17 protein-coding genes are annotated in these 17,348 nt (G+C 64.2%); 6 read left to right on the forward strand and 11 right to left on the reverse strand.

What is annotated here, in order from left to right:
- Positions 1-13 precede the first annotated feature (13 nt).
- The 11 genes from BLV18_RS07080 to acnA all read right to left on the reverse strand — a co-directional run bounded on the left by BLV18_RS07080 (position 14) and on the right by acnA (position 11,640).
- Entirely contained in the window at positions 14-1,579 is a 1,566-nt protein-coding gene (locus tag BLV18_RS07080) for a methyl-accepting chemotaxis protein (RefSeq protein ID WP_090357289.1), read from the reverse strand.
- Between the two features lie 68 nt (positions 1,580-1,647).
- A complete protein-coding gene (locus tag BLV18_RS07085; RefSeq protein ID WP_090357292.1) occupies positions 1,648-2,424 on the reverse strand; it encodes a CPBP family intramembrane glutamic endopeptidase in 777 nt (258 codons plus the stop codon).
- Positions 2,425-2,462: 38 nt separating this feature from the next.
- A complete protein-coding gene (locus BLV18_RS07090; RefSeq protein ID WP_090357294.1) occupies positions 2,463-3,341 on the reverse strand; it encodes a metal ABC transporter substrate-binding protein in 879 nt (292 codons plus the stop codon).
- A complete protein-coding gene (locus BLV18_RS07095; protein WP_090357296.1) occupies positions 3,342-4,241 on the reverse strand; it encodes a metal ABC transporter permease in 900 nt (299 codons plus the stop codon).
- Positions 4,241-4,990 (reverse strand): metal ABC transporter ATP-binding protein, encoded by a 750-nt coding sequence (locus BLV18_RS07100; RefSeq protein ID WP_090357298.1) that lies wholly within the window; start codon positions 4,988-4,990, stop codon positions 4,241-4,243. The genes BLV18_RS07095 and BLV18_RS07100 overlap by 1 nt, the downstream gene beginning before the upstream one ends.
- A complete protein-coding gene (locus tag BLV18_RS07105) occupies positions 4,987-5,916 on the reverse strand; it encodes a metal ABC transporter substrate-binding protein (RefSeq protein WP_049859092.1) in 930 nt (309 codons plus the stop codon). Before BLV18_RS07105 ends, BLV18_RS07100 begins: the two co-directional genes overlap by 4 nt.
- A 26-nt stretch (positions 5,917-5,942) precedes the next feature.
- On the reverse strand, positions 5,943-6,506 hold the full coding sequence (locus BLV18_RS07110; RefSeq protein WP_090357300.1) for a DUF6162 family protein: 564 nt from the start codon (positions 6,504-6,506) through the stop codon (positions 5,943-5,945).
- The gene (locus BLV18_RS07115; protein ID WP_090357302.1) at positions 6,503-6,838 is read right to left on the reverse strand and encodes a hypothetical protein; all 336 of its coding nucleotides are present in this window, start codon (positions 6,836-6,838) and stop codon (positions 6,503-6,505) included. The genes BLV18_RS07110 and BLV18_RS07115 overlap by 4 nt, the downstream gene beginning before the upstream one ends.
- A complete protein-coding gene (locus tag BLV18_RS07120; protein ID WP_090357305.1) occupies positions 6,835-7,383 on the reverse strand; it encodes a PA2404 family protein in 549 nt (182 codons plus the stop codon). The genes BLV18_RS07115 and BLV18_RS07120 overlap by 4 nt, the downstream gene beginning before the upstream one ends.
- On the reverse strand, positions 7,380-8,594 hold the full coding sequence (locus BLV18_RS07125) for a PepSY-associated TM helix domain-containing protein (protein ID WP_090357307.1): 1,215 nt from the start codon (positions 8,592-8,594) through the stop codon (positions 7,380-7,382). The genes BLV18_RS07120 and BLV18_RS07125 overlap by 4 nt, the downstream gene beginning before the upstream one ends.
- Before the next feature lie 295 nt (positions 8,595-8,889).
- Positions 8,890-11,640, reverse strand: coding sequence for an aconitate hydratase AcnA (gene acnA, locus BLV18_RS07130; protein WP_090357308.1), 2,751 nt, complete (start codon positions 11,638-11,640; stop codon positions 8,890-8,892).
- A 138-nt stretch (positions 11,641-11,778) separates the two neighbouring features.
- Between acnA and rlmM the strand changes: the two genes are divergently transcribed.
- From rlmM to BLV18_RS07160, 6 genes are all read left to right on the forward strand, one after another.
- Entirely contained in the window at positions 11,779-12,843 is a 1,065-nt protein-coding gene (gene rlmM, locus BLV18_RS07135; protein ID WP_090357310.1) for a 23S rRNA (cytidine(2498)-2'-O)-methyltransferase RlmM, read from the forward strand.
- 110 nt (positions 12,844-12,953) lie between these two features.
- Positions 12,954-13,199 (forward strand): sulfurtransferase TusA, encoded by a 246-nt coding sequence (gene tusA, locus BLV18_RS07140; protein WP_049859099.1) that lies wholly within the window; start codon positions 12,954-12,956, stop codon positions 13,197-13,199.
- 87 nt (positions 13,200-13,286) lie between these two features.
- Positions 13,287-13,892, forward strand: coding sequence for a MiaE family protein (locus tag BLV18_RS07145; protein ID WP_049859100.1), 606 nt, complete (start codon positions 13,287-13,289; stop codon positions 13,890-13,892).
- Between the two features lie 143 nt (positions 13,893-14,035).
- On the forward strand, positions 14,036-14,404 hold the full coding sequence (locus BLV18_RS07150) for a MerR family transcriptional regulator (protein WP_090357312.1): 369 nt from the start codon (positions 14,036-14,038) through the stop codon (positions 14,402-14,404).
- Positions 14,405-14,484: 80 nt separating this feature from the next.
- Positions 14,485-15,663, forward strand: coding sequence for an isovaleryl-CoA dehydrogenase (locus tag BLV18_RS07155; RefSeq protein ID WP_208598878.1), 1,179 nt, complete (start codon positions 14,485-14,487; stop codon positions 15,661-15,663).
- A 51-nt stretch (positions 15,664-15,714) separates the two neighbouring features.
- Positions 15,715-17,322 carry a carboxyl transferase domain-containing protein gene (locus BLV18_RS07160; RefSeq protein WP_090357315.1) on the forward strand — a complete coding sequence of 536 codons (1,608 nt, stop codon included), beginning with the start codon at positions 15,715-15,717 and terminating at the stop codon, positions 17,320-17,322.
- Positions 17,323-17,348: the final 26 nt, after the last annotated feature.

The following is a 17,348-nucleotide window of genomic DNA, read 5'->3' on the forward strand; positions in this document are numbered from 1 at the left end:
ATCCAGAGGCCGATCAGCGGTTGAAGCGCTCCACCAGCGAGTACTGGCTGTTGGCGGTCTTGGTCAACTCTTCGCTGAGCAATGCCGAGTTCTGCGCCTGCTCGCTGGTTTCATCGGCCAGGTGCGAGATGGTGGTGATGTTGCGACTGATCTCTTCGGCCACCGCGCTTTGCTCTTCGGTGGCTGCGGCGATCTGGGTGGTCATGTCGGTGATGTTGGCCACCGCCTCGCTGATGCCGATCAACGCGCGGTCGGCCTCCAGGACCCGGGCCACGCCATCTTCGGCCTGACGGTGACCGGCATCCATGGTCTGTACGGCGTTGTTGGCGGTCTGCTGCAGCTTGGCAATCAGCCCGTGGATCTGCCCGGTCGATTCGCTGGTGCGTTGCGCCAGTTGGCGGACTTCATCGGCGACCACGGCAAAGCCGCGACCCATTTCGCCAGCCCGCGCCGCCTCGATGGCCGCGTTGAGCGCCAAGAGGTTGGTCTGGTCGGCGATGCCCTTGATCACATCCACCACGCCGCCGATCTCGTCGCTGTCCTTGGCCAGCTGCGTCACGGTCTGCCCGGTTTCGCCCACCACCACCGACAGCCGCTGAATCGCCTCGCGGGTTTCACCAGCGATGTCGCGGCCGCGACTGGTCAGGCGATTGGCTTCCTGAGTGGCGTCGGCGGTGCGCTGTACATGGCTGGCGACCTCTTGGGTGGTGGCTGCCATCTGGTTCACCGCCGCGGCGACCTGTTCGGTTTCCAGGCGCTGACGGTCCAGGCCTTGGGAGCTCTGGTGAGCCAGGGCGTCCGACTGTCGGGCCTGACCGGTCAGGTGTTCGGCGGTGTCCTGTAGACGGGTCAGGCAGGTCTTGAGGCGCGCTTCCTGACTGAGGATGGCCATTTCCAGACGCGCCTGGGCGCCGCGGCTGTCGGTGTACATCTGCGCGATGAGCGGGTCGGACGTGGTCTGGTCCGCCAGCTTGAGCAGGCGCTTGATGCCGCGCTGCTGCCAGCTCAGGCCGATCAGGCCCAAGGGAATCGACAGGCCTGCCGCCAGGGCGAAGCCCCACGACGTATTGAGCCAGGCGCCGATCATGAAGCTGATCTGGCTGACCAGAATGAACGGCAGCCAATCCTGTACCACCGGCATCCAGCGATCGCGGCCGGGTACTGCGGATTTGCCTTTGTTCAACCGTTCATAGAGCGCCTGGGCCCGGCGTATCTGCTCGGCGGTCGGCTTGACCCGAACCGATTCGTACCCCACCACCTGCTTGTTTTCCAGCACCGGGGTGACGTAGGCATTGACCCAGTAGTAGTCGCCGTTCTCGCAACGGTTCTTGACGATACCCATCCACGGCAGACCCTGGCGCAGGGTCGCCCACATGTGCTCGAAGACCGCCGGCGGGACGTCCGGATGGCGCACGGTGTTGTGCGGCGCGCGAATCAGTTGGTCTCGGGTGAACCCGCTGATCTCCACGAACGCGTCGTTGCAGTAGGTGATCATTCCTTGGGTGTCGGTCGTAGAAATCAGGCGCTGTTGAGCAGGGAAAGTCCGTTCGCGCTGAGTGATAGGCTGATTGTTACGCATGAGTGTCCATTCATTCCGTGGGGCTTTGACAGGTTCTCGGCCAGATCGGAAAAAGGTTGAGTCAGATTTCAGCCGGTGTGTAGCCGGGGATAGCTGAACAGCAGGAAGTGCAAAAGGTTGACCGAGAAATGGGCCAGCACTGCCGCCAGCAGGCCTCCGGCCCGATAGCACAGCCCGTAGCCAAGTCCGGCAATCGATGCCAGCAATGCCCACTGCCACCCGGCGCCGACGTGGGACAGACCGAACAGCGCGGTAGGCACGAGCAGCGAGACCGTTGCAGCGGCATCGCGGTGCGCCAGCAAGTGGCTCAAACCCTGCTGCAGATAGCCGCGAAAGAAAAGCTCTTCGACGATGCACACCAGGAGCAGATTATTGGCAGCCCACACCCAAAAAACGGCTGGCCATTTGGGCACCCACGCAACGGCATCGAGTGCCCAACCACTGCCCAAAACGATCACAGGCGTTATCAGCACCAAGGCCGCGACTTTAGGCAATGATCCGCAGCCACTCTTTAGCGTCCACGGGCACGCGAGCAGCAGCCAGAAGCCGATCAGCGGCTTGTCCATGTTCAAGTGCATGGTGAAAGCCGATGCTTCAGGGTCAAGAAAGACGGCATCGAGCACTCTGGCGTTGTCGAACCCGGGCAGCCAGTGCGCGCCCAGAGCCAGTGCCAGCGCCATGAACAGGGCATGTGCGGCAATGCGCAACCGTGGAAGACGTGTGGCCAAGCCTGCAAGTAATAACAGGGAGATAGCTGCGACGGCTGGCAGGTGCAAACTGCCATGCCACGACGCCAGGCCATACCCCAAGGCCAGCAGGCTCAACCAGACCAGGCGTTCGCTCATTCCGTGCGCGCTATGGGTGTTGCGCGAAAAAAACGGGCTCACAATGCTTGGATGACGGCGTTCATGTGCGCCTGCAGGTCGGCGATCGGGTCACCGCTTTCCTCGGCCAGTACCAGCAGTTTGCCGCCTGCGGCGGTGATGGCCGCCTTGACCGCTTCGGGGGGTTGCCGATGGTCGATGACCAGGGCGACGTCGTTGTCCTTGAGCGTCGTGCTCAGGTTCTCCAGTTGCGCGGCATCCCATTGCTCGTCGGTGAGCGCCTGGGTGGCGACCGTGTCCAGGTTGAGGCCAGCGGTCAGGTAGGCGAAGCGGTCGCTGAGGCTGATCACGCTGACATTGTCGACCTTGGCCAGGCGGGCTTCGCTGTCGGCGCTGAGCTTGAGCAGTTGCTGCTTGAGCGCGGCCAGATTGGCATCGATCCGCGGCTTGGCGGCAGGTGCCAGACGCACCAGGTCGGCAGCCATGACATCGGCCATGCGCCCCATGTTGTTGCTCGACAGCCAGGGCTGGCTGTTCAGGCCACTGACGCCGGGCTGGACGGCGATACCGGGCAGTACCCCGTCCACCGGGCGCGCCGCGTCGATCTCGACGATGCGAATGTTACTGCGGCGTGCCAGCGGGTACAGCGAATCGTCGGGCCACAGCGAGCGCAGTCCGATCACCGCATCGGCGGAGCTGGCCAGGCCGGCCAGGGCTTCTGCACCGCGGCCGGTGAAATAGGCATTCTGCCGGGAGCCGGGCAGGTTGGCCGCGGCTGCACGCTGCAGCTGCACACCGCTGTCCTTGAGCAGCAACTGGCCCAGGCCGTAGGTGATCGGCAGGCTGGCGAGGACTTTCACGGGCTCGGCGGCGAAGGCGGCGGGGGCGAGCACCACACACAGGGTCAGGGCCGCTGTCAATTTGCGCAGAATAGACATTTATCCGATGTTCCCTCTGAGGCTGGGCAAGGTGCCGCGGGCGATGGCGGCGAGGGCGAAGGCCACACCTGCGACCAGAATGATGGCGGCGCCGGAGGGTACCGGCAGATCGAAGAGGATCGGCAGCAGGATCCCGCACAGCGTGCTGAGCGTGGCGATGAGCACCGAGATCCAGAAGAACCCCTTCAGCGATTGGCTCAAGAGCCGTGCCGCCGCTGCCGGTATCACCAGCAGCGCACCGACCAGGATCGCGCCGATGACCTTGACCGCCGCCACGGTGATCAGGGTCACCAGAATCACGAACAGGTAATCCAGCGCTTTCACTGCCACGCCGCGTACGGCGGCCAGTTGCGGGTTGAAGCTGGCCAGCATGATGCGGTTGTACAGCGGCAGGCTCAGGCTCAGCACCAGCGCGCCGACCACGGCGAGTACCAGCAGGTCGTTGCCGTTCACCGTCAGCACCGAACCGAACAGCACGTTCTCGAGAATGTGCACGTTGATCTTGCCGGCCAGGGTCAGCAGCAGGCTGGCGCCCAGGGCCAGGGATACCGAGAGGAATACACCGATCAGGGTATCCGGCGCCAGGCCGGTGCGGTTGCGCAGGTAGTTGAGCACGATGCCGAACAACAGGCAGTAGCCGAACAGGCTGCCGTAAGGGCCGGTGTAGGGTTCGCCGAGCAGGATGCCGATGGCCACGCCCGTCAGTGCGGCATGGCCCACCGCTTCGGAGAAGAACGCGAAGCGCTTGACCACCACCAGGGTGCCCAGGCCGCCCAGGACCGGACCGATCAGCAGGCCGGCGATCAAGGCGTTGACCACGAACCCGTAGGCCAGCGCAGCGGGCAGGTAACCGTCCGAGGCCAGGCCCTGGATGGCCAGACGAAACTGTTCGTAGTCCATCAGGCGAGGCCTCCGGCGCGGGGATGGGTGGAGAACAGCGTCAGCAGTCGGTCCGGCGTGAGTGCCTCGGCCGGTGTGGCGTCGAACAGCACGCGGCGGTTGAGTCCGGTGACCCGGTCGGCCAGACGCTTGACGGCTTCCAGGTCATGCTCGATCCACATCACAGTAATCCCAGCCTGCTGCCAGTCCAGCAGCAGACGCTCGAACACCTGGATACCCGCCTCGTCGAGGGCAGACATGGGCTCGTCGAGAATCAGCAACTGCGGCGCCGGGATCAGGCCCTGCGCCAGCAGCACGCGCTGGCGTTCACCGCCGGACAGCGCGCCCATGCGCCGTTTGCGCTTGTCCTGCATGCCCACGCGTTCAAGCGCTTCGCCAATGGCGCCGGCATAGTGCCGGGAGAGGCCGAGAAACGCCGGGCGACGCTGGCACATGGCGGCCATGAAGTCGTCGACCGTCATCGGCAGGCCGCGGTCGAATTCCAGCGCCTGCGGCACGTAGCCGATCACGCCGGCACTGCCAGGCCATTGCAGGCTGAGTTGCCCGCGGTGGGGCATCTGCCCCAGTAGGGTCTTGATCAACGAGCTCTTGCCACCGCCGTTGGGCCCGACCAGCGCATGCACGCTGCCGCTGGCCACGCGGAAGCTGACATCGTCGAGAATCTGCGTACGGCCCAGCACCAGGCCGACCTGATCGAAATCGATGGCAGGCCCGCAGCGAGCCAGAGCGAAGGGTTCGGCTGCGGTCATGCGCCGGCCTCCTGAATCGCCCGTACCACGGTGTCGAGGTTGCCGCCCATTTCCTTCTCGTACTTGTCGGCGCTGTATTGGCCATAGGAAATGTGCGAGAGCGGGTACATCTTGACGCCCGATTCGCGCTGGATGGTTTCGACGTAGGTCGAGGGGAAATCCATCTCCGAGAAGATCACCTTGACGTCCAGTGCCCGCAACTGGTCGATGGTCTTCTTCAACTGGCTGGGGCTGGGTTCGATGCCATGGGCCGGCTCGACCACGGCAGTGACTTCCAGACCGAACTCGCGCAACAGGTAGTCATAGGCCGCGTGCACCGTGGCGACCCGCAGCTCGGCGTTGGGTGCCTGGGTCAGCTTGGCCAGGGCATCGGCACGCAGCGTGCGCAGGCGCTTGCCGTAGGCACGTGCATTGGCGGTATAGAACCTGGCGTTGTCCGGATCGAGCTTGCCCAGTTCGCGGGCAATGTTGTTGACCTGAGCAATGGACGCGCTGATGGACAGAAAGGTGTGCGGGTTGACCACCTTGCCGGCGCCGCGGGCCATGGTCCCGGTGGCGGCCAGCAGTGGCACGTCGGCATTGGCCTCGATCACGGCGATGTCAGGCTTTTCGCTGGCTTCGATCATGCGGTCGGCGAAGTCGTCATGGCCGACGCCATTGAGCACCACCACGTCCAGGCTGCCGATGCGCTTGATGTCCTCGGCCCGTGGCTCGTACGCATGGGGGTTGAACCCGGCCGGGATCAACGGCACCACCTCGGCCTTGTCGCCGACGATGTTCGCCACATAACTGTAGTAGGGGTGCAGGGTGATGCCGATGCGCAGCGGTTTGCCGTCGGCGGCCCAGGCGGTGCTGTTGAGCAGGGTACCCAGGACTGCGACGGACAGGAGTCGCAGCAACGGACGGCGGGCGATAGATCGGGGCATGGAGAATCCTGGGGAAGAGGGCGTATTCAATGGCGGTGCTGGCGGGTGACACCGGTGTCGAACTGGGCGATCACCTGTTGCCAGCCGGCGGCGGCGAGCGTCTTGTCATCCATCTGCGAAGGTGTGCTGGCTGAAGAAGCGCGATTGATCCAGACATCCGCGTCGGGCCCGTTCACCCGCAGCAGGAACGAACCGGCCACCGCGGGCGCCTGGCTCAGGCCCACATAGGAGCTCTGAACCATTTCCCACGCATGACTACCCCGGCTGACCGAGCTGGCGTCCTGGGCGAAGGGTGCGAAGCCTTCGCTGGCCAACTGCGCAGGCGTCACCGGTTCGGGCTGTTCCTCGGCGAGCAGGCGCACCTCGTCCAAGGTCACCCGCAAGTCGGCGTAGATGCCCTGTTCGGCAGGCGTCAGGTCGCGCCGTGCGTCGAGCTGATGGGCCGGCACCGCCATGGGCTCGTGGCTGACACCGTGCCAGGCCACTACGCCGGCTGCGGCCAGCAGGATGAACAGGCAGAGCAGGCCGACGTAAAGGGTTTCATGACCCGCCCCGGCAGGGCGGACGATCTGGGTGACCGGCGTACTCATGGTGCTTGGATGTCGGCTTGGTCGATTTCCACGACATGGCCGGGACCGGCATCGAACAGCACATAGAATTCGGCATCAGGACGCTTGAAGGTCACCGTCGAATCGCTGCCCAGCTTGCCGGGCACCAGAATGCTTTCGTCATAGCCGACCACGTCCAGGGTCACCCCCGGCGCGCCGCTGCCATCGGAGAACCCCCCTGTGCAGCGAATCTGCTGGTCGTCGATCTGCTTGCATTCGCACATGGGGTTGTGGGCCAGGGCAACACCGCTGCAGGCGGCGGCGAGCAGCCCGAGTATGAGGGCGGGCCAGCGGGTGAATGAAACGCGGATCATGGTTGGATTCCTTGGCGGTTCTTCAGCCAAGCCACCGTTTCGGGCGACGCCTGGCTCAAGGGAATGGAGGTCTGATGCATGGAGCCGTCCCAGCCTTCCATGGTGATCCACAGCTGCGCATCGGTCTCGGTTTTGCTCGGCACCGGCAGGCCGGCGAACATGCGATAGCCGCTGCCGAAGAAGATCACGCCCGCAGCCCTCAGGCTGCGCGGCTTGCCGATGCGCAGGTAGGTGGCCTTGACCTGATCGATGCAGGACTTGCACAGGGCAGCGGTGAAGTACTTGATGTCCTGACCGCTTTCGGCGGTCGGGCCTTCGATGCGGCGCTCGGCCAGGGTCAGGCTCCAGGGCCCGACGGCGATGTCGCCGACGGTGCGTTCGCCCAGGCCGCTGTCACCGCGATCCATGGCGTTTTCGGCGAAGTAGTGCGGCATGAACCCGAGTGGAATCAGCACCAGCAACACGTTGATGTGGAAGCGCCACTTGCGCCAGAAACGCGACAGCGGCGAGGGCGAGGGCGAGGGGGCAGTGACGACTCGGCTCACAGGCTGCGCTCCGCGGTGGTATGGGCCATCGGACGCAGGTCGCCGATGGGCATCTGCGCGGCTTCCTGGCGGTTGCTGCGCTTGAACGCCTGAGCGGTCGCCAGGGCCGTGCGCTTGCTCCAGATCATCAGGCCGCTGAGCACCATCATGCTCAGCAGCAGGCCGAAGAAGGCCCAGATGAGTTTGATCCACAGGCCCCCGAAGTCACCGGTGTGCAGCGGGCGCATGGATTCGGTGACGAACTCCAGCGTGTTGCGGTCGCCCAGCAGGTGCGAGCTGATCAGTTGCCCGGTGTAGGGGTTGATGGTGGCGGTCTGGAACATCAGCGGGTACCAGCTACGGCCGCCGACTTCCATCGGGCTGTAGGCATTGAGCGGCAGGGACACGTAGCTGGCATCCAGGTCGGGCACCTGCTGCTTGACCACGGCAATCGCCTGTTCGACCGGAATCATCGGTGCCGGGGTGCCATTGGCCACCAGCGGTACGTCGGCCCGCGCGATCACCGAGGTCACCGGCGAATAACTGGAGATGCTGATCTGGTTATCGTAGAGGATGGCGCGAATCAGGAACCACACGCCGGTGATCGCGATCACGGCGATGAACCAGATCGACCAGATGCCGCTGAGGCGATGGAAATCGCCCCAGAACACCCGGGCGCCCTGGTTCAGGCGCAGGGTGGGCTTGAGGAAGCCCTTCCAGAACTTCTTGTAGACCACCAGCCCGGTGATCAGCGACACCAGCAACGGCAGCCCGAGGAACGACACCAGGTACCAGCCCCAGGAGAAACCGTTGGTGAAGGGCACCAGCCACCAGCCATGCAGGGCGCGGGTGAAGGCCGGGAAATCGAATGCCGGACTGACGCCTTGCAGCGCGCCGGTGTAGGGGTTCACGTAGACCGTGGGTGAACGGCCGTCCGGGTAGGTCACGCTGGCGTTGACCGCGAAATAGGCGCCGTCCGGGTGGGTAAGGTTGCTGACGCGCAGTTCGGGATGATCGCGCTGGATGGCGCTCATCAACTGGTCATAGTTCAACGGCTGGGCGTCATCGGACGGCTTGTTGGCGCGCATTTCCGGATTGATCAGCCACATGATTTCGGTGCTGACCACCGCCAGCGTACCGGTGACGCACACGATCAGCACGAAGAACCAGATCGGCAGGGCCAACCAGCTGTGCACCAGAAACCAGATTTTCGAGCGGGATTTCTTGGACATGGGAAAACGTTCTCGATTCACGACACCGACAGCTGGGCAGGCTGCGGTTCCAGCGAACAGGTGGCCACCGATTTGGAAGGCCGCTATTGCACTGGATAAACAAGAATGAGAACAAGAACCAAATGAATATGAGGCGCGTTTATTTGAAACCGAATGTTTCAATCAAGTAGAAGGACCCGGACGCGGCTCGCGCCGCTGCTACAGAAACTTGAGATCCCTGTAGCAGCGGCGCAAGCCGCGTCGGCGTTACACACGGTGTCGCAAATTCACCACGTACAAGCCAGGCGTGGCTCAATCACACCACCGGATTACCAATCAACTGACGCAGCACATAATGCAGGATCCCACCGGAGCGGAAATACTCCACCTCATTGAGTGTGTCGATCCGGCACAGCAGCTCCACGGTTTCTTCCTGGCCACCTTCGCGACGGATGAGCAGGTCCAGACGCATGTGGGGCTGCAGATGCGCCCCCGTCAAACCAACGATATCCAGCGTCTCCTGCCCGGTCAGCCCCAGGCTCTTGCGGCTCTGGCCGTTGGTGAATTGCAGCGGCAGCACACCCATGCCGACCAGGTTGGAGCGGTGGATGCGCTCGAAGCTCTCGGCCACCACGGCCTTGACGCCGAGCAGGTTGGTCCCCTTGGCCGCCCAGTCGCGGCTGGAACCGGTCCCGTACTCCTGACCGGCAATGACCACCAGCGGTGTTCCCGCTGCCTGGTAGCGCATTGCTGCATCGTAGATCGGCAGTTTTTCGCCCGTCGGAATGAACAGGGTATTGCCGCCTTCTTCTCCCCCGAGCATTTCGTTGCGGATACGGATGTTGGCGAACGTGCCGCGCATCATCACTTCATGGTTGCCACGGCGCGAGCCATAGGAGTTGAAGTCTCGCGGTTCCACGCCCTTTTCGCGCAGGTAACGTCCAGCGGGACTGTCGGCCTTGATGTTGCCGGCGGGGGAGATGTGGTCAGTGGTCACCGAATCCCCCAGCAATGCCAGAATGCGGGCGTCCTTCACGTCGGCGATGACCGGGGCCGGACCGGCAATGTCCTCGAAGAAAGGCGGGTGCTGGATGTAGGTCGAATCCGCCTGCCATACATAGGTGGGCTCTTGTGACACCTCGATGGCCTGCCACTGTGCATCACCAGCGAAGACTTCGGCGTACTCCTTGTGGAACATGGCCGTATCGACCTTGGCCACGGCGTCGGCGATCTCCTGCTGAGTCGGCCAGATGTCGCGCAGGTAGACCGGCTGACCATCGGTGCCGGTGCCCAGCGGTTCGCTGCTGATGTCGGTGCGCACACTGCCGGCCAGAGCATAGGCCACCACCAGTGGCGGCGAAGCCAGCCAGTTGGTCTTCACCAGCGGATGCACCCGGCCCTCGAAGTTGCGGTTGCCCGAGAGCACCGAAGCGACGGTCAGATCGGCGCTCTGGATGGCCTGCTCGATGGGCTCGTCCAGCGGCCCCGAGTTGCCGATGCAGGTGGTGCAGCCGTAACCCACCAGATCGAAGCCCAAGGTGTCCAGGTATTGGGTCAGGCCGGCTGCCTTGTAGTAGTCGGTCACCACCTTGGAGCCCGGAGCCAGCGACGTCTTGACCCAAGGCTTGGTGGTCAGGCCTTTTTCGACCGCTTTCTTGGCCACCAGCCCGGCAGCCATCATCACGCTGGGGTTGGAGGTGTTGGTGCACGAGGTAATGGCGGCGATGACCACCGCCCCGTGTTGCAGATTGTGCGTCTGGCCACGCCAAGTGTAGGGGGTGCCCTCGGTCTGGTCGGCATTGCCGACGGCCACGCCACCGCCACCTTCGCTTTCCAGGCGGCCTTCTTCCTTGCTGGTCGGCTTGAGCTGCAGGCCGATGAAATCGTTGAACGCTGCGCTGACCTTGGGCAGTGCCACGCGGTCCTGGGGACGCTTGGGACCCGCCAGGCTGGCCTCGACCTCGCCCATGTCCAGCGCCAGGGTGTCGCTGAACACTGGCTCCTGGCCGGGCAGGCGCCACATGCCCTGGGCCTTGCAGTAGGCCTCGACCAACTGCACCGTCGCTTCCGGCCGACCGGACAGGCGCAGATAGCCCAGGGTCACGTCGTCCACCGGGAAGAAGCCACAGGTCGCACCGTACTCCGGCGCCATGTTGGCAATGGTCGCGCGGTCGGCCAGGGGCAGATCGGCCAGGCCGTCACCGTAGAATTCGACGAACTTGCCGACCACGCCTTTCTTGCGCAGCATCTGCGTCACGGTCAGCACCAGGTCGGTGGCGGTGATGCCTTCCTTGAGCTTGCCGGTGAGCTTGAAGCCGATCACTTCGGGGATCAGCATCGACACTGGCTGGCCGAGCATGGCCGCTTCGGCTTCGATGCCGCCGACGCCCCAGCCCAGCACGCCCAGGCCGTTGATCATGGTGGTGTGCGAGTCGGTCCCCACCAGGGTGTCGGGGAAGGCGTAGGTGCGACCGTCCTCTTCCTTGGTCCAGACCGTGCGGCCCAGGTACTCCAGGTTGACCTGGTGGCAGATGCCGGTACCCGGTGGCACCACGCTGAAGTTGTCGAACGCGCTCTGGCCCCAGCGCAGGAACGCATAGCGCTCACCGTTGCGCTGCATTTCGATGTCGACGTTTTCCTCGAACGCCTGTTCGCTGGCATAGCGGTCGACCATCACCGAGTGGTCGATCACCAGGTCCACCGGCGACAGCGGATTGATTCGCTGCGGATCGCCACCGGCCTTGGCCACTGCGGCGCGCATGGCAGCCAGATCGACCACGGCCGGCACCCCGGTGAAGTCCTGCATCAGTACGCGCGCCGGGCGGTACTGAATCTCGCGGTCGGAGCGGCGCTCATGCAGCCAGTCGGCGAGGGCGCGCAGGTCATCACCGGTGACGGTCTTGCCGTCTTCCCAGCGCAGCAGGTTTTCCAGCAGCACCTTGAGCGACATCGGCAGTCGTTGCAGATCGCCCAGGCTCTTGGCGGCTTCGGGCAGGCTGAAGTAGTGATAGGACGTGCCGGCAACGTCCAGGGTGTTGAGGGTTTTCAGGCTATCGAGGGAAGGCATCTGTCAGCTCCTTTTCGGGCCCGCACGGCACGGGCTGAATCATCAGGTTCTTTCAGTGAGGGACTTCCGGTACATGCCGGGGGTTCCGATTTCCTTTATCATGCGCCGATTTCGGCCCCAGGCAGTGAAAGTCTCTTTATGAATACGTTGTTTATGCATTGCCGCCCCGGCTTCGAAGGCGAGGTCTGCTCGGAGATCGCTGAACACGCCGCACGGCTGGGGGTTGCCGGCTATGCCAAGGCCAAGCCGCAGACCGCCTGCGCCGAATTCATCTGCCACGAACCGGCCGGTCCGGCACGGCTGATGAGCGAGTTGCGGTTTAGTGACTTGATATTTCCCCGGCAGTGGGCGCGTGGCGACTTCGTGCAGCTGCCCGAGACCGATCGCATCAGCGTGCTGCTCGAACAGCTGTCGTCCTATCCAGTCTGCGGCAGCGTGTGGCTGGAAGTGCTCGACACCAACGATGGCAAGGAGCTGTCGAACTTCTGCAAGAAGTTCGAGGCCCCGCTGCGCAAGGCCCTGCTCGGTGCTGGCCGTCTGGTGGATGATCCCCACCTGCCGCGCCTGCTGCTCACCTTCAAGAGTGGCCGTGAAGTCTTTCTCGGGGTGGCCGAGGCGGGCAATTTCGCCATGTGGCCCATGGGCATCCCGCGGCTGAAGTTCCCCCGCGAGGCGCCCAGCCGCTCGACCCTGAAGCTGGAGGAGGCGTGGCACCACTTCATTCCCCGCGAGCAGTGGGACGAGCGCCTGCACGGCGACATGACCGGCGTGGACCTGGGCGCCGCGCCGGGTGGCTGGACCTATCAACTGGTCCGCCGCGGCATGCTGGTCACCGCCATCGACAACGGGCCGATGGCACAAAGCCTGATGGACACCGGCCTGGTCACTCATCTGATGGCCGACGGCTTCACCTACAAGCCCAGGCAGACCGTGGACTGGATGGTCTGCGACATCGTCGAGAAGCCCGCGCGCAACGCTGCCCTGCTGGAAACCTGGCTGGGCGAGAACCTCTGCCGTGAAGCGGTGGTCAATCTCAAGTTGCCGATGAAGCAGCGCTATGCCGAAGTGCGCCGGTTGCTCGACCGTATCGAGGATGGCTTCAAGGCCCGTGGTATCAAGGTCCAGATCGGCTGCAAGCAGCTGTACCATGATCGCGAGGAAGTCACCTGCCACCTGCGCCGACTCGACAGCGTCCGACGCTGACCCCCGATGTGCCGCGGCCTGGGGTCGCACTGTGCGTCGGGCCTGTGCTGCGCCGCTACACTGTCCGTCTCGACCGTCTGCCTGAATGCCCGCTTGATCTGGAGTTTTTCATGACCCAAACCCTGTCTGCCGACCACACCCTGGATGCGACTGGCCTGAGCTGTCCGGAGCCGGTGATGATGCTGCACCAGCACGTGCGCGACCTGCCTGCCGGTGGCCTGCTCAAAGTCATCGCCACCGACCCCTCGACCCGCCGCGACATTCCCAAGTTCTGCGTCTTCCTGGGCCACGAGCTGGTGCAGCAAGAGGAGGAGGGTGGTACCTACCTCTATTGGATCCGCAAGAAAAGCGACTGATCGTCCCAGCCCGGCCCGTGTGCGGCGCACATACCCAGTTGCAGGCGAGCTGGGTATAATCGCCCCCTTTTTTCCAGGTGCCTGGCCATGTTGTCTGAAATTCACGCCTTTCTCGGCTGCCCCACGCCCGATGCCTGGGTCCAGGCCGCGCTGGCCGACCAGCACACCTTGCTGATCGACCACAAGAACTGCGAATTCAAGGCAGCGTCCACGGCCCTGAGCCTGATCGCCAAGTATTGCACCCATGTTGACCTGATCAACATGATGTCGCGCCTGGCACGCGAAGAGCTGGTCCATCACGAGCAGGTTCTGCGCCTGATGAAGCGCCGCAAGATCGAGCTGCAACCGCTGTCGGCCGGTCGCTACGCCTCGGCGCTGCGCAAGCAGGTGCGCAACCACGAGCCGGTCAAGCTGGTCGACACCCTGGTGGTCGGCGCCTTCATCGAGGCGCGCAGCTGCGAGCGCTTCGCGGCGCTGGTTCCGCATCTGGACGAAGAACTGGGCACCTTCTACAACGGCCTGCTGATGAGCGAGGCACGGCACTACCAGGGCTATCTGAAACTGGCCCACCAATACGGCGATGCCGCCGACATTGCCCGCACCGTCGACAAGGTCCGTGTGGCCGAAGCCGAATTGATCGAAAGCCCCGATCCGGAATTCCGCTTCCACAGCGGTGTGCCTGCCTTCGCCTGACCGGGCCTGTGCGGCGCATTCGATGCGCCGCTTCCGACTATCCCTCCCTCAACACACTCATGATCTGCGCGTCATGCTGTCCGCGTGTTGACACGGCGCATCCTGACGTTTACGTTAACGTAAAGCATTAGGAACAGATCCACGTGAGCACTCTCTACAGCATCTCCGAAATATCCCAACTGCTGGACGTCACGCCCAGGACACTGCGCTTCTACGAGGAGCAGGGCATGGTGGCGCCCACGCGTCGGGGGCAGGAACGGGTCTACTCGGCGCGCGATCTGGTGGCCATGAAGTTGATCCTGCGGGGCAAGCGCATCGGGTTCTCCCTGGCCGAATGCAAGGAGCTCATCGACATGTACGACCCCTCGGGCAACCGCAAGCAGCTCGACCGGTTCCTGGAGAAAATCGCCGAGCGCAGGGCGCAACTGCAGCAGCAGATGCTCGACATCGAACAGATGCAGGTGGAACTCGACACCGCCGAGGAGCGTTGCCGCGTGGCCTTGCAAGTCTGATCGCGGCTAGGCATTCCCTGCGATCTTCTCGACCTTCTTGATCTCCTTGATAAATACAAAAAAAGCGAGTGATGAACATGATTTCAGTACCGGGACTGGGTTTCTTCCTAGGCGAAGACATCGACATGCTGCGCGATTCGGTGGCGGCCTTCGTGGCGCGCGAGATCACCCCGCGGGCCGCCGAAGCCGATCGCAGCGACCAGTTCCCAGCCGACCTGTGGCGCAAGTTCGGCGACATGGGCTTGCTGGGCTTGACCGTGCCTGAAGAGTGGGGCGGGACGGGCATGGGCTATCTGGCGCACATGGTTGCCATGGAGGAAATCTCCCGCGGCTCGGGCGCCATCGGTCTGTCCTACGCGGCCCATTCCAATCTCTGCGTCAACCAGATCAACCGCAACGGCAGCGCCGAGCAGAAAGCGCTTTTCCTGCCCAGGCTGATCAGCGGCGAGCACATCGGCGCCCTCGCCATGAGCGAGCCGAACGCCGGTTCCGATGTCGTCTCCATGCGCCTGCGTGCCGACCTCAGGGGCGACCGCTACGTGCTCAACGGCACCAAGATGTGGATCACCAACGGCCCGGACTGCGACGTGCTGGTGGTCTACGCCAAGACCGACATGGCGGCCGGCGCCAAGGGCATCACCGCGTTCATCGTGGAGAAAGGCGCGCCGGGCTTCAGCGTCGCGCAAAAGCTCGACAAGCTGGGCATGCGCGGTTCGCACACCGGTGAACTGGTGTTTCAGGACGTCGAGGTGCCGGTGGAGAACGTGCTCGGCCAGCCGGGGCAGGGGGTGGGCGTGCTCATGAGTGGTCTGGACTACGAGCGCGCCGTGCTCAGTGCCGGCCCGCTGGGCTTGATGCAGGCGGCCATGGACCTGGTGCTGCCCTATGTTCACGACCGGCAGCAGTTCGGCCAGAGCATCGGCGAATTCCAGCTCATCCAGGGCAAGCTCGCCGACATGTACACCACCCAGCAGGCGTGCCGCGCCTATCTCTATGCAGTCGGCCGACACCTGGACGGGCTGGGCCAGGCGCCGATCCGTCAGGTCCGCAAGGACTGCGCCGGGGTCATCCTGTATGCCGCCGAAAAAGCCACCTGGCTGGCCGGCGAGGCCATTCAGATCCTCGGCGGCAACGGCTACATCAACGAGTTTCCTGCCGGGCGCCTGTGGCGCGACGCCAAGCTCTACGAGATCGGCGCAGGCACCAGCGAGATACGCCGCATGCTGATCGGTCGTGAACTGTTCGAGCAGACGCGCTGACGTTTTCTCGCTGCCCCTCCCATCGGTGCCGTACCCGCACAGGAAATGCCCATGGCCATTCTCCACAGTCAGGTCAACACACGTTCAGCCGACTTCGTCGCCAACCGCGAGGCGATGCTCCAGCAACTCGATACGCTGCAAAGGTGCGCAGCGCAGATCCACCAGGGCGGTGGCGAAGCCGCCCAGGCGCGCCATGTCGCCCGCGGCAAACTCCTGCCGCGCCAGCGCATCGATGTGCTGCTCGATCCCGGCTCGGCGTTCCTCGAAGTCGGGCTGCTGGCCGCCCATGAGGTGTACGGCGAACAGGTCGCGGCCGCCGGACTGATCACCGGCATCGGCCGGGTGTCCGGCGTCGAATGCATGATCATCGCCAACGACGCCACGGTCAAAGGCGGCAGCTATTACCCGCTGACCGTGAAGAAGCATCTGCGCGCCCAGGAAATCGCCCAGCACAACCGCTTGCCCTGCCTGTACCTGGTCGATTCCGGCGGCGCCAACCTGCCGCGCCAGGACGAAGTGTTCCCGGACCGCGAGCACTTCGGGCGGATCTTCTTCAATCAGGCCACCCTCAGCGCCCAGGGCATCGCCCAGATCGCCGTGGTCCTGGGCTCGTGCACGGCTGGAGGCGCCTATGTGCCGGCCATGAGCGACGAAACCATCATGGTCCGCGATCAGGCAACCATCTTTCTCGCAGGTCCCCCCCTGGTCAAGGCGGCCACCGGGGAGGTGGTCAGCGCTCAGGCGCTGGGCGGCGCCGACCTGCACTGCCGGCAGTCGGGGGTCGCCGATCACTACGCGGAAAACGATCAGCATGCGCTGGCCATCGCCCGTCGCTGCGTTGCCCGTCTGAACTGGTGCAAGCAAGGGTGGCTGGCCTGCGTCGAACCCTTGCCGCCACGCCATGCGGCGGATGAACTCTACGGCCTGGTGCCCACTGACCCCAAGCAGCCCTTGCCGATCTACGAGATCATCGCGCGCATCGTCGACGACTCGGCCTTCGACGAGTTCAAGGCGCTGTTCGGGCCGACCCTGGTCTGTGGTTTCGCCCACATCCACGGCTACCCCGTGGCGATTCTGGCGAACAATGGTGTGCTGTTCGCCGAAGCTGCGCAGAAAGGCGCACATTTCATCGAACTGGCCTGCCAGCGCGGCATTCCCCTGGTGTTCCTGCAGAACATCACCGGGTTCATGGTCGGCCAGAAATACGAGGCCGGCGGCATTGCCAAGCACGGCGCCAAGCTGGTCACCGCGGTGGCCTGCGCGCAGGTGCCCAAGTTCACCGTGATCATCGGCGCCAGCTACGGCGCGGGCAATTACGGCATGTGCGGGCGCGCTTACGATCCGCGTTTCCTGTGGATGTGGCCGAACGCGAAGATCGGAGTGATGGGCGCTCAACAAGCGGCTGGCGTGTTGGTGCAGGTCAAGCAGGAGCAGGCGCAGCGCCAGGGACAGGCGTTCAGCGACGAACAGGCGCGGCAACTGGCCGAACCCCTGGTGGCGCAGTACGAGCAGCAGGCCCACGCGTTCTATTCCTCGGCGCGGTTGTGGGATGACGGGGTGATCGATCCGGCGCAGACCCGAACGGTGCTGGCACTCGGGCTTTCGGCGGCGTTGAACGCGCCGGTGGCCGAAACCCGCTTCGGCGTCTTCCGCATGTAGCCCATGCACTCATCAAGAATCGGGGA

Origin of the sequence: Pseudomonas coleopterorum (assembly GCF_900105555.1) — a bacterium.
GTDB lineage: Bacteria > Pseudomonadota > Gammaproteobacteria > Pseudomonadales > Pseudomonadaceae > Aquipseudomonas > Aquipseudomonas coleopterorum.

Bases quoted from the DNA above. Each gene is read 5' to 3' on its own strand.
- BLV18_RS07080 (WP_090357289.1), bottom strand. From the start codon at position 1,579: ATGCGTAACAATCAGCCTATCACTCAGCGCGAACGGACTTTCCCTGCT.
- BLV18_RS07085 (WP_090357292.1), bottom strand. From the start codon at position 2,424: ATGAGCGAACGCCTGGTCTGGTTGAGCCTGCTGGCCTTGGGGTATGGC.
- BLV18_RS07090 (WP_090357294.1), bottom strand. From the start codon at position 3,341: ATGTCTATTCTGCGCAAATTGACAGCGGCCCTGACCCTGTGTGTGGTG.
- BLV18_RS07095 (WP_090357296.1), bottom strand. From the start codon at position 4,241: ATGGACTACGAACAGTTTCGTCTGGCCATCCAGGGCCTGGCCTCGGAC.
- BLV18_RS07100 (WP_090357298.1), bottom strand. From the start codon at position 4,990: ATGACCGCAGCCGAACCCTTCGCTCTGGCTCGCTGCGGGCCTGCCATC.
- BLV18_RS07105 (WP_049859092.1), bottom strand. From the start codon at position 5,916: ATGCCCCGATCTATCGCCCGCCGTCCGTTGCTGCGACTCCTGTCCGTC.
- BLV18_RS07110 (WP_090357300.1), bottom strand. From the start codon at position 6,506: ATGAGTACGCCGGTCACCCAGATCGTCCGCCCTGCCGGGGCGGGTCAT.
- BLV18_RS07115 (WP_090357302.1), bottom strand. From the start codon at position 6,838: ATGATCCGCGTTTCATTCACCCGCTGGCCCGCCCTCATACTCGGGCTG.
- BLV18_RS07125 (WP_090357307.1), bottom strand. From the start codon at position 8,594: ATGTCCAAGAAATCCCGCTCGAAAATCTGGTTTCTGGTGCACAGCTGG.
- acnA (WP_090357308.1), bottom strand. From the start codon at position 11,640: ATGCCTTCCCTCGATAGCCTGAAAACCCTCAACACCCTGGACGTTGCC.
- rlmM (WP_090357310.1), top strand. From the start codon at position 11,779: ATGAATACGTTGTTTATGCATTGCCGCCCCGGCTTCGAAGGCGAGGTC.
- tusA (WP_049859099.1), top strand. From the start codon at position 12,954: ATGACCCAAACCCTGTCTGCCGACCACACCCTGGATGCGACTGGCCTG.
- BLV18_RS07145 (WP_049859100.1), top strand. From the start codon at position 13,287: ATGTTGTCTGAAATTCACGCCTTTCTCGGCTGCCCCACGCCCGATGCC.
- BLV18_RS07160 (WP_090357315.1), top strand. From the start codon at position 15,715: ATGGCCATTCTCCACAGTCAGGTCAACACACGTTCAGCCGACTTCGTC.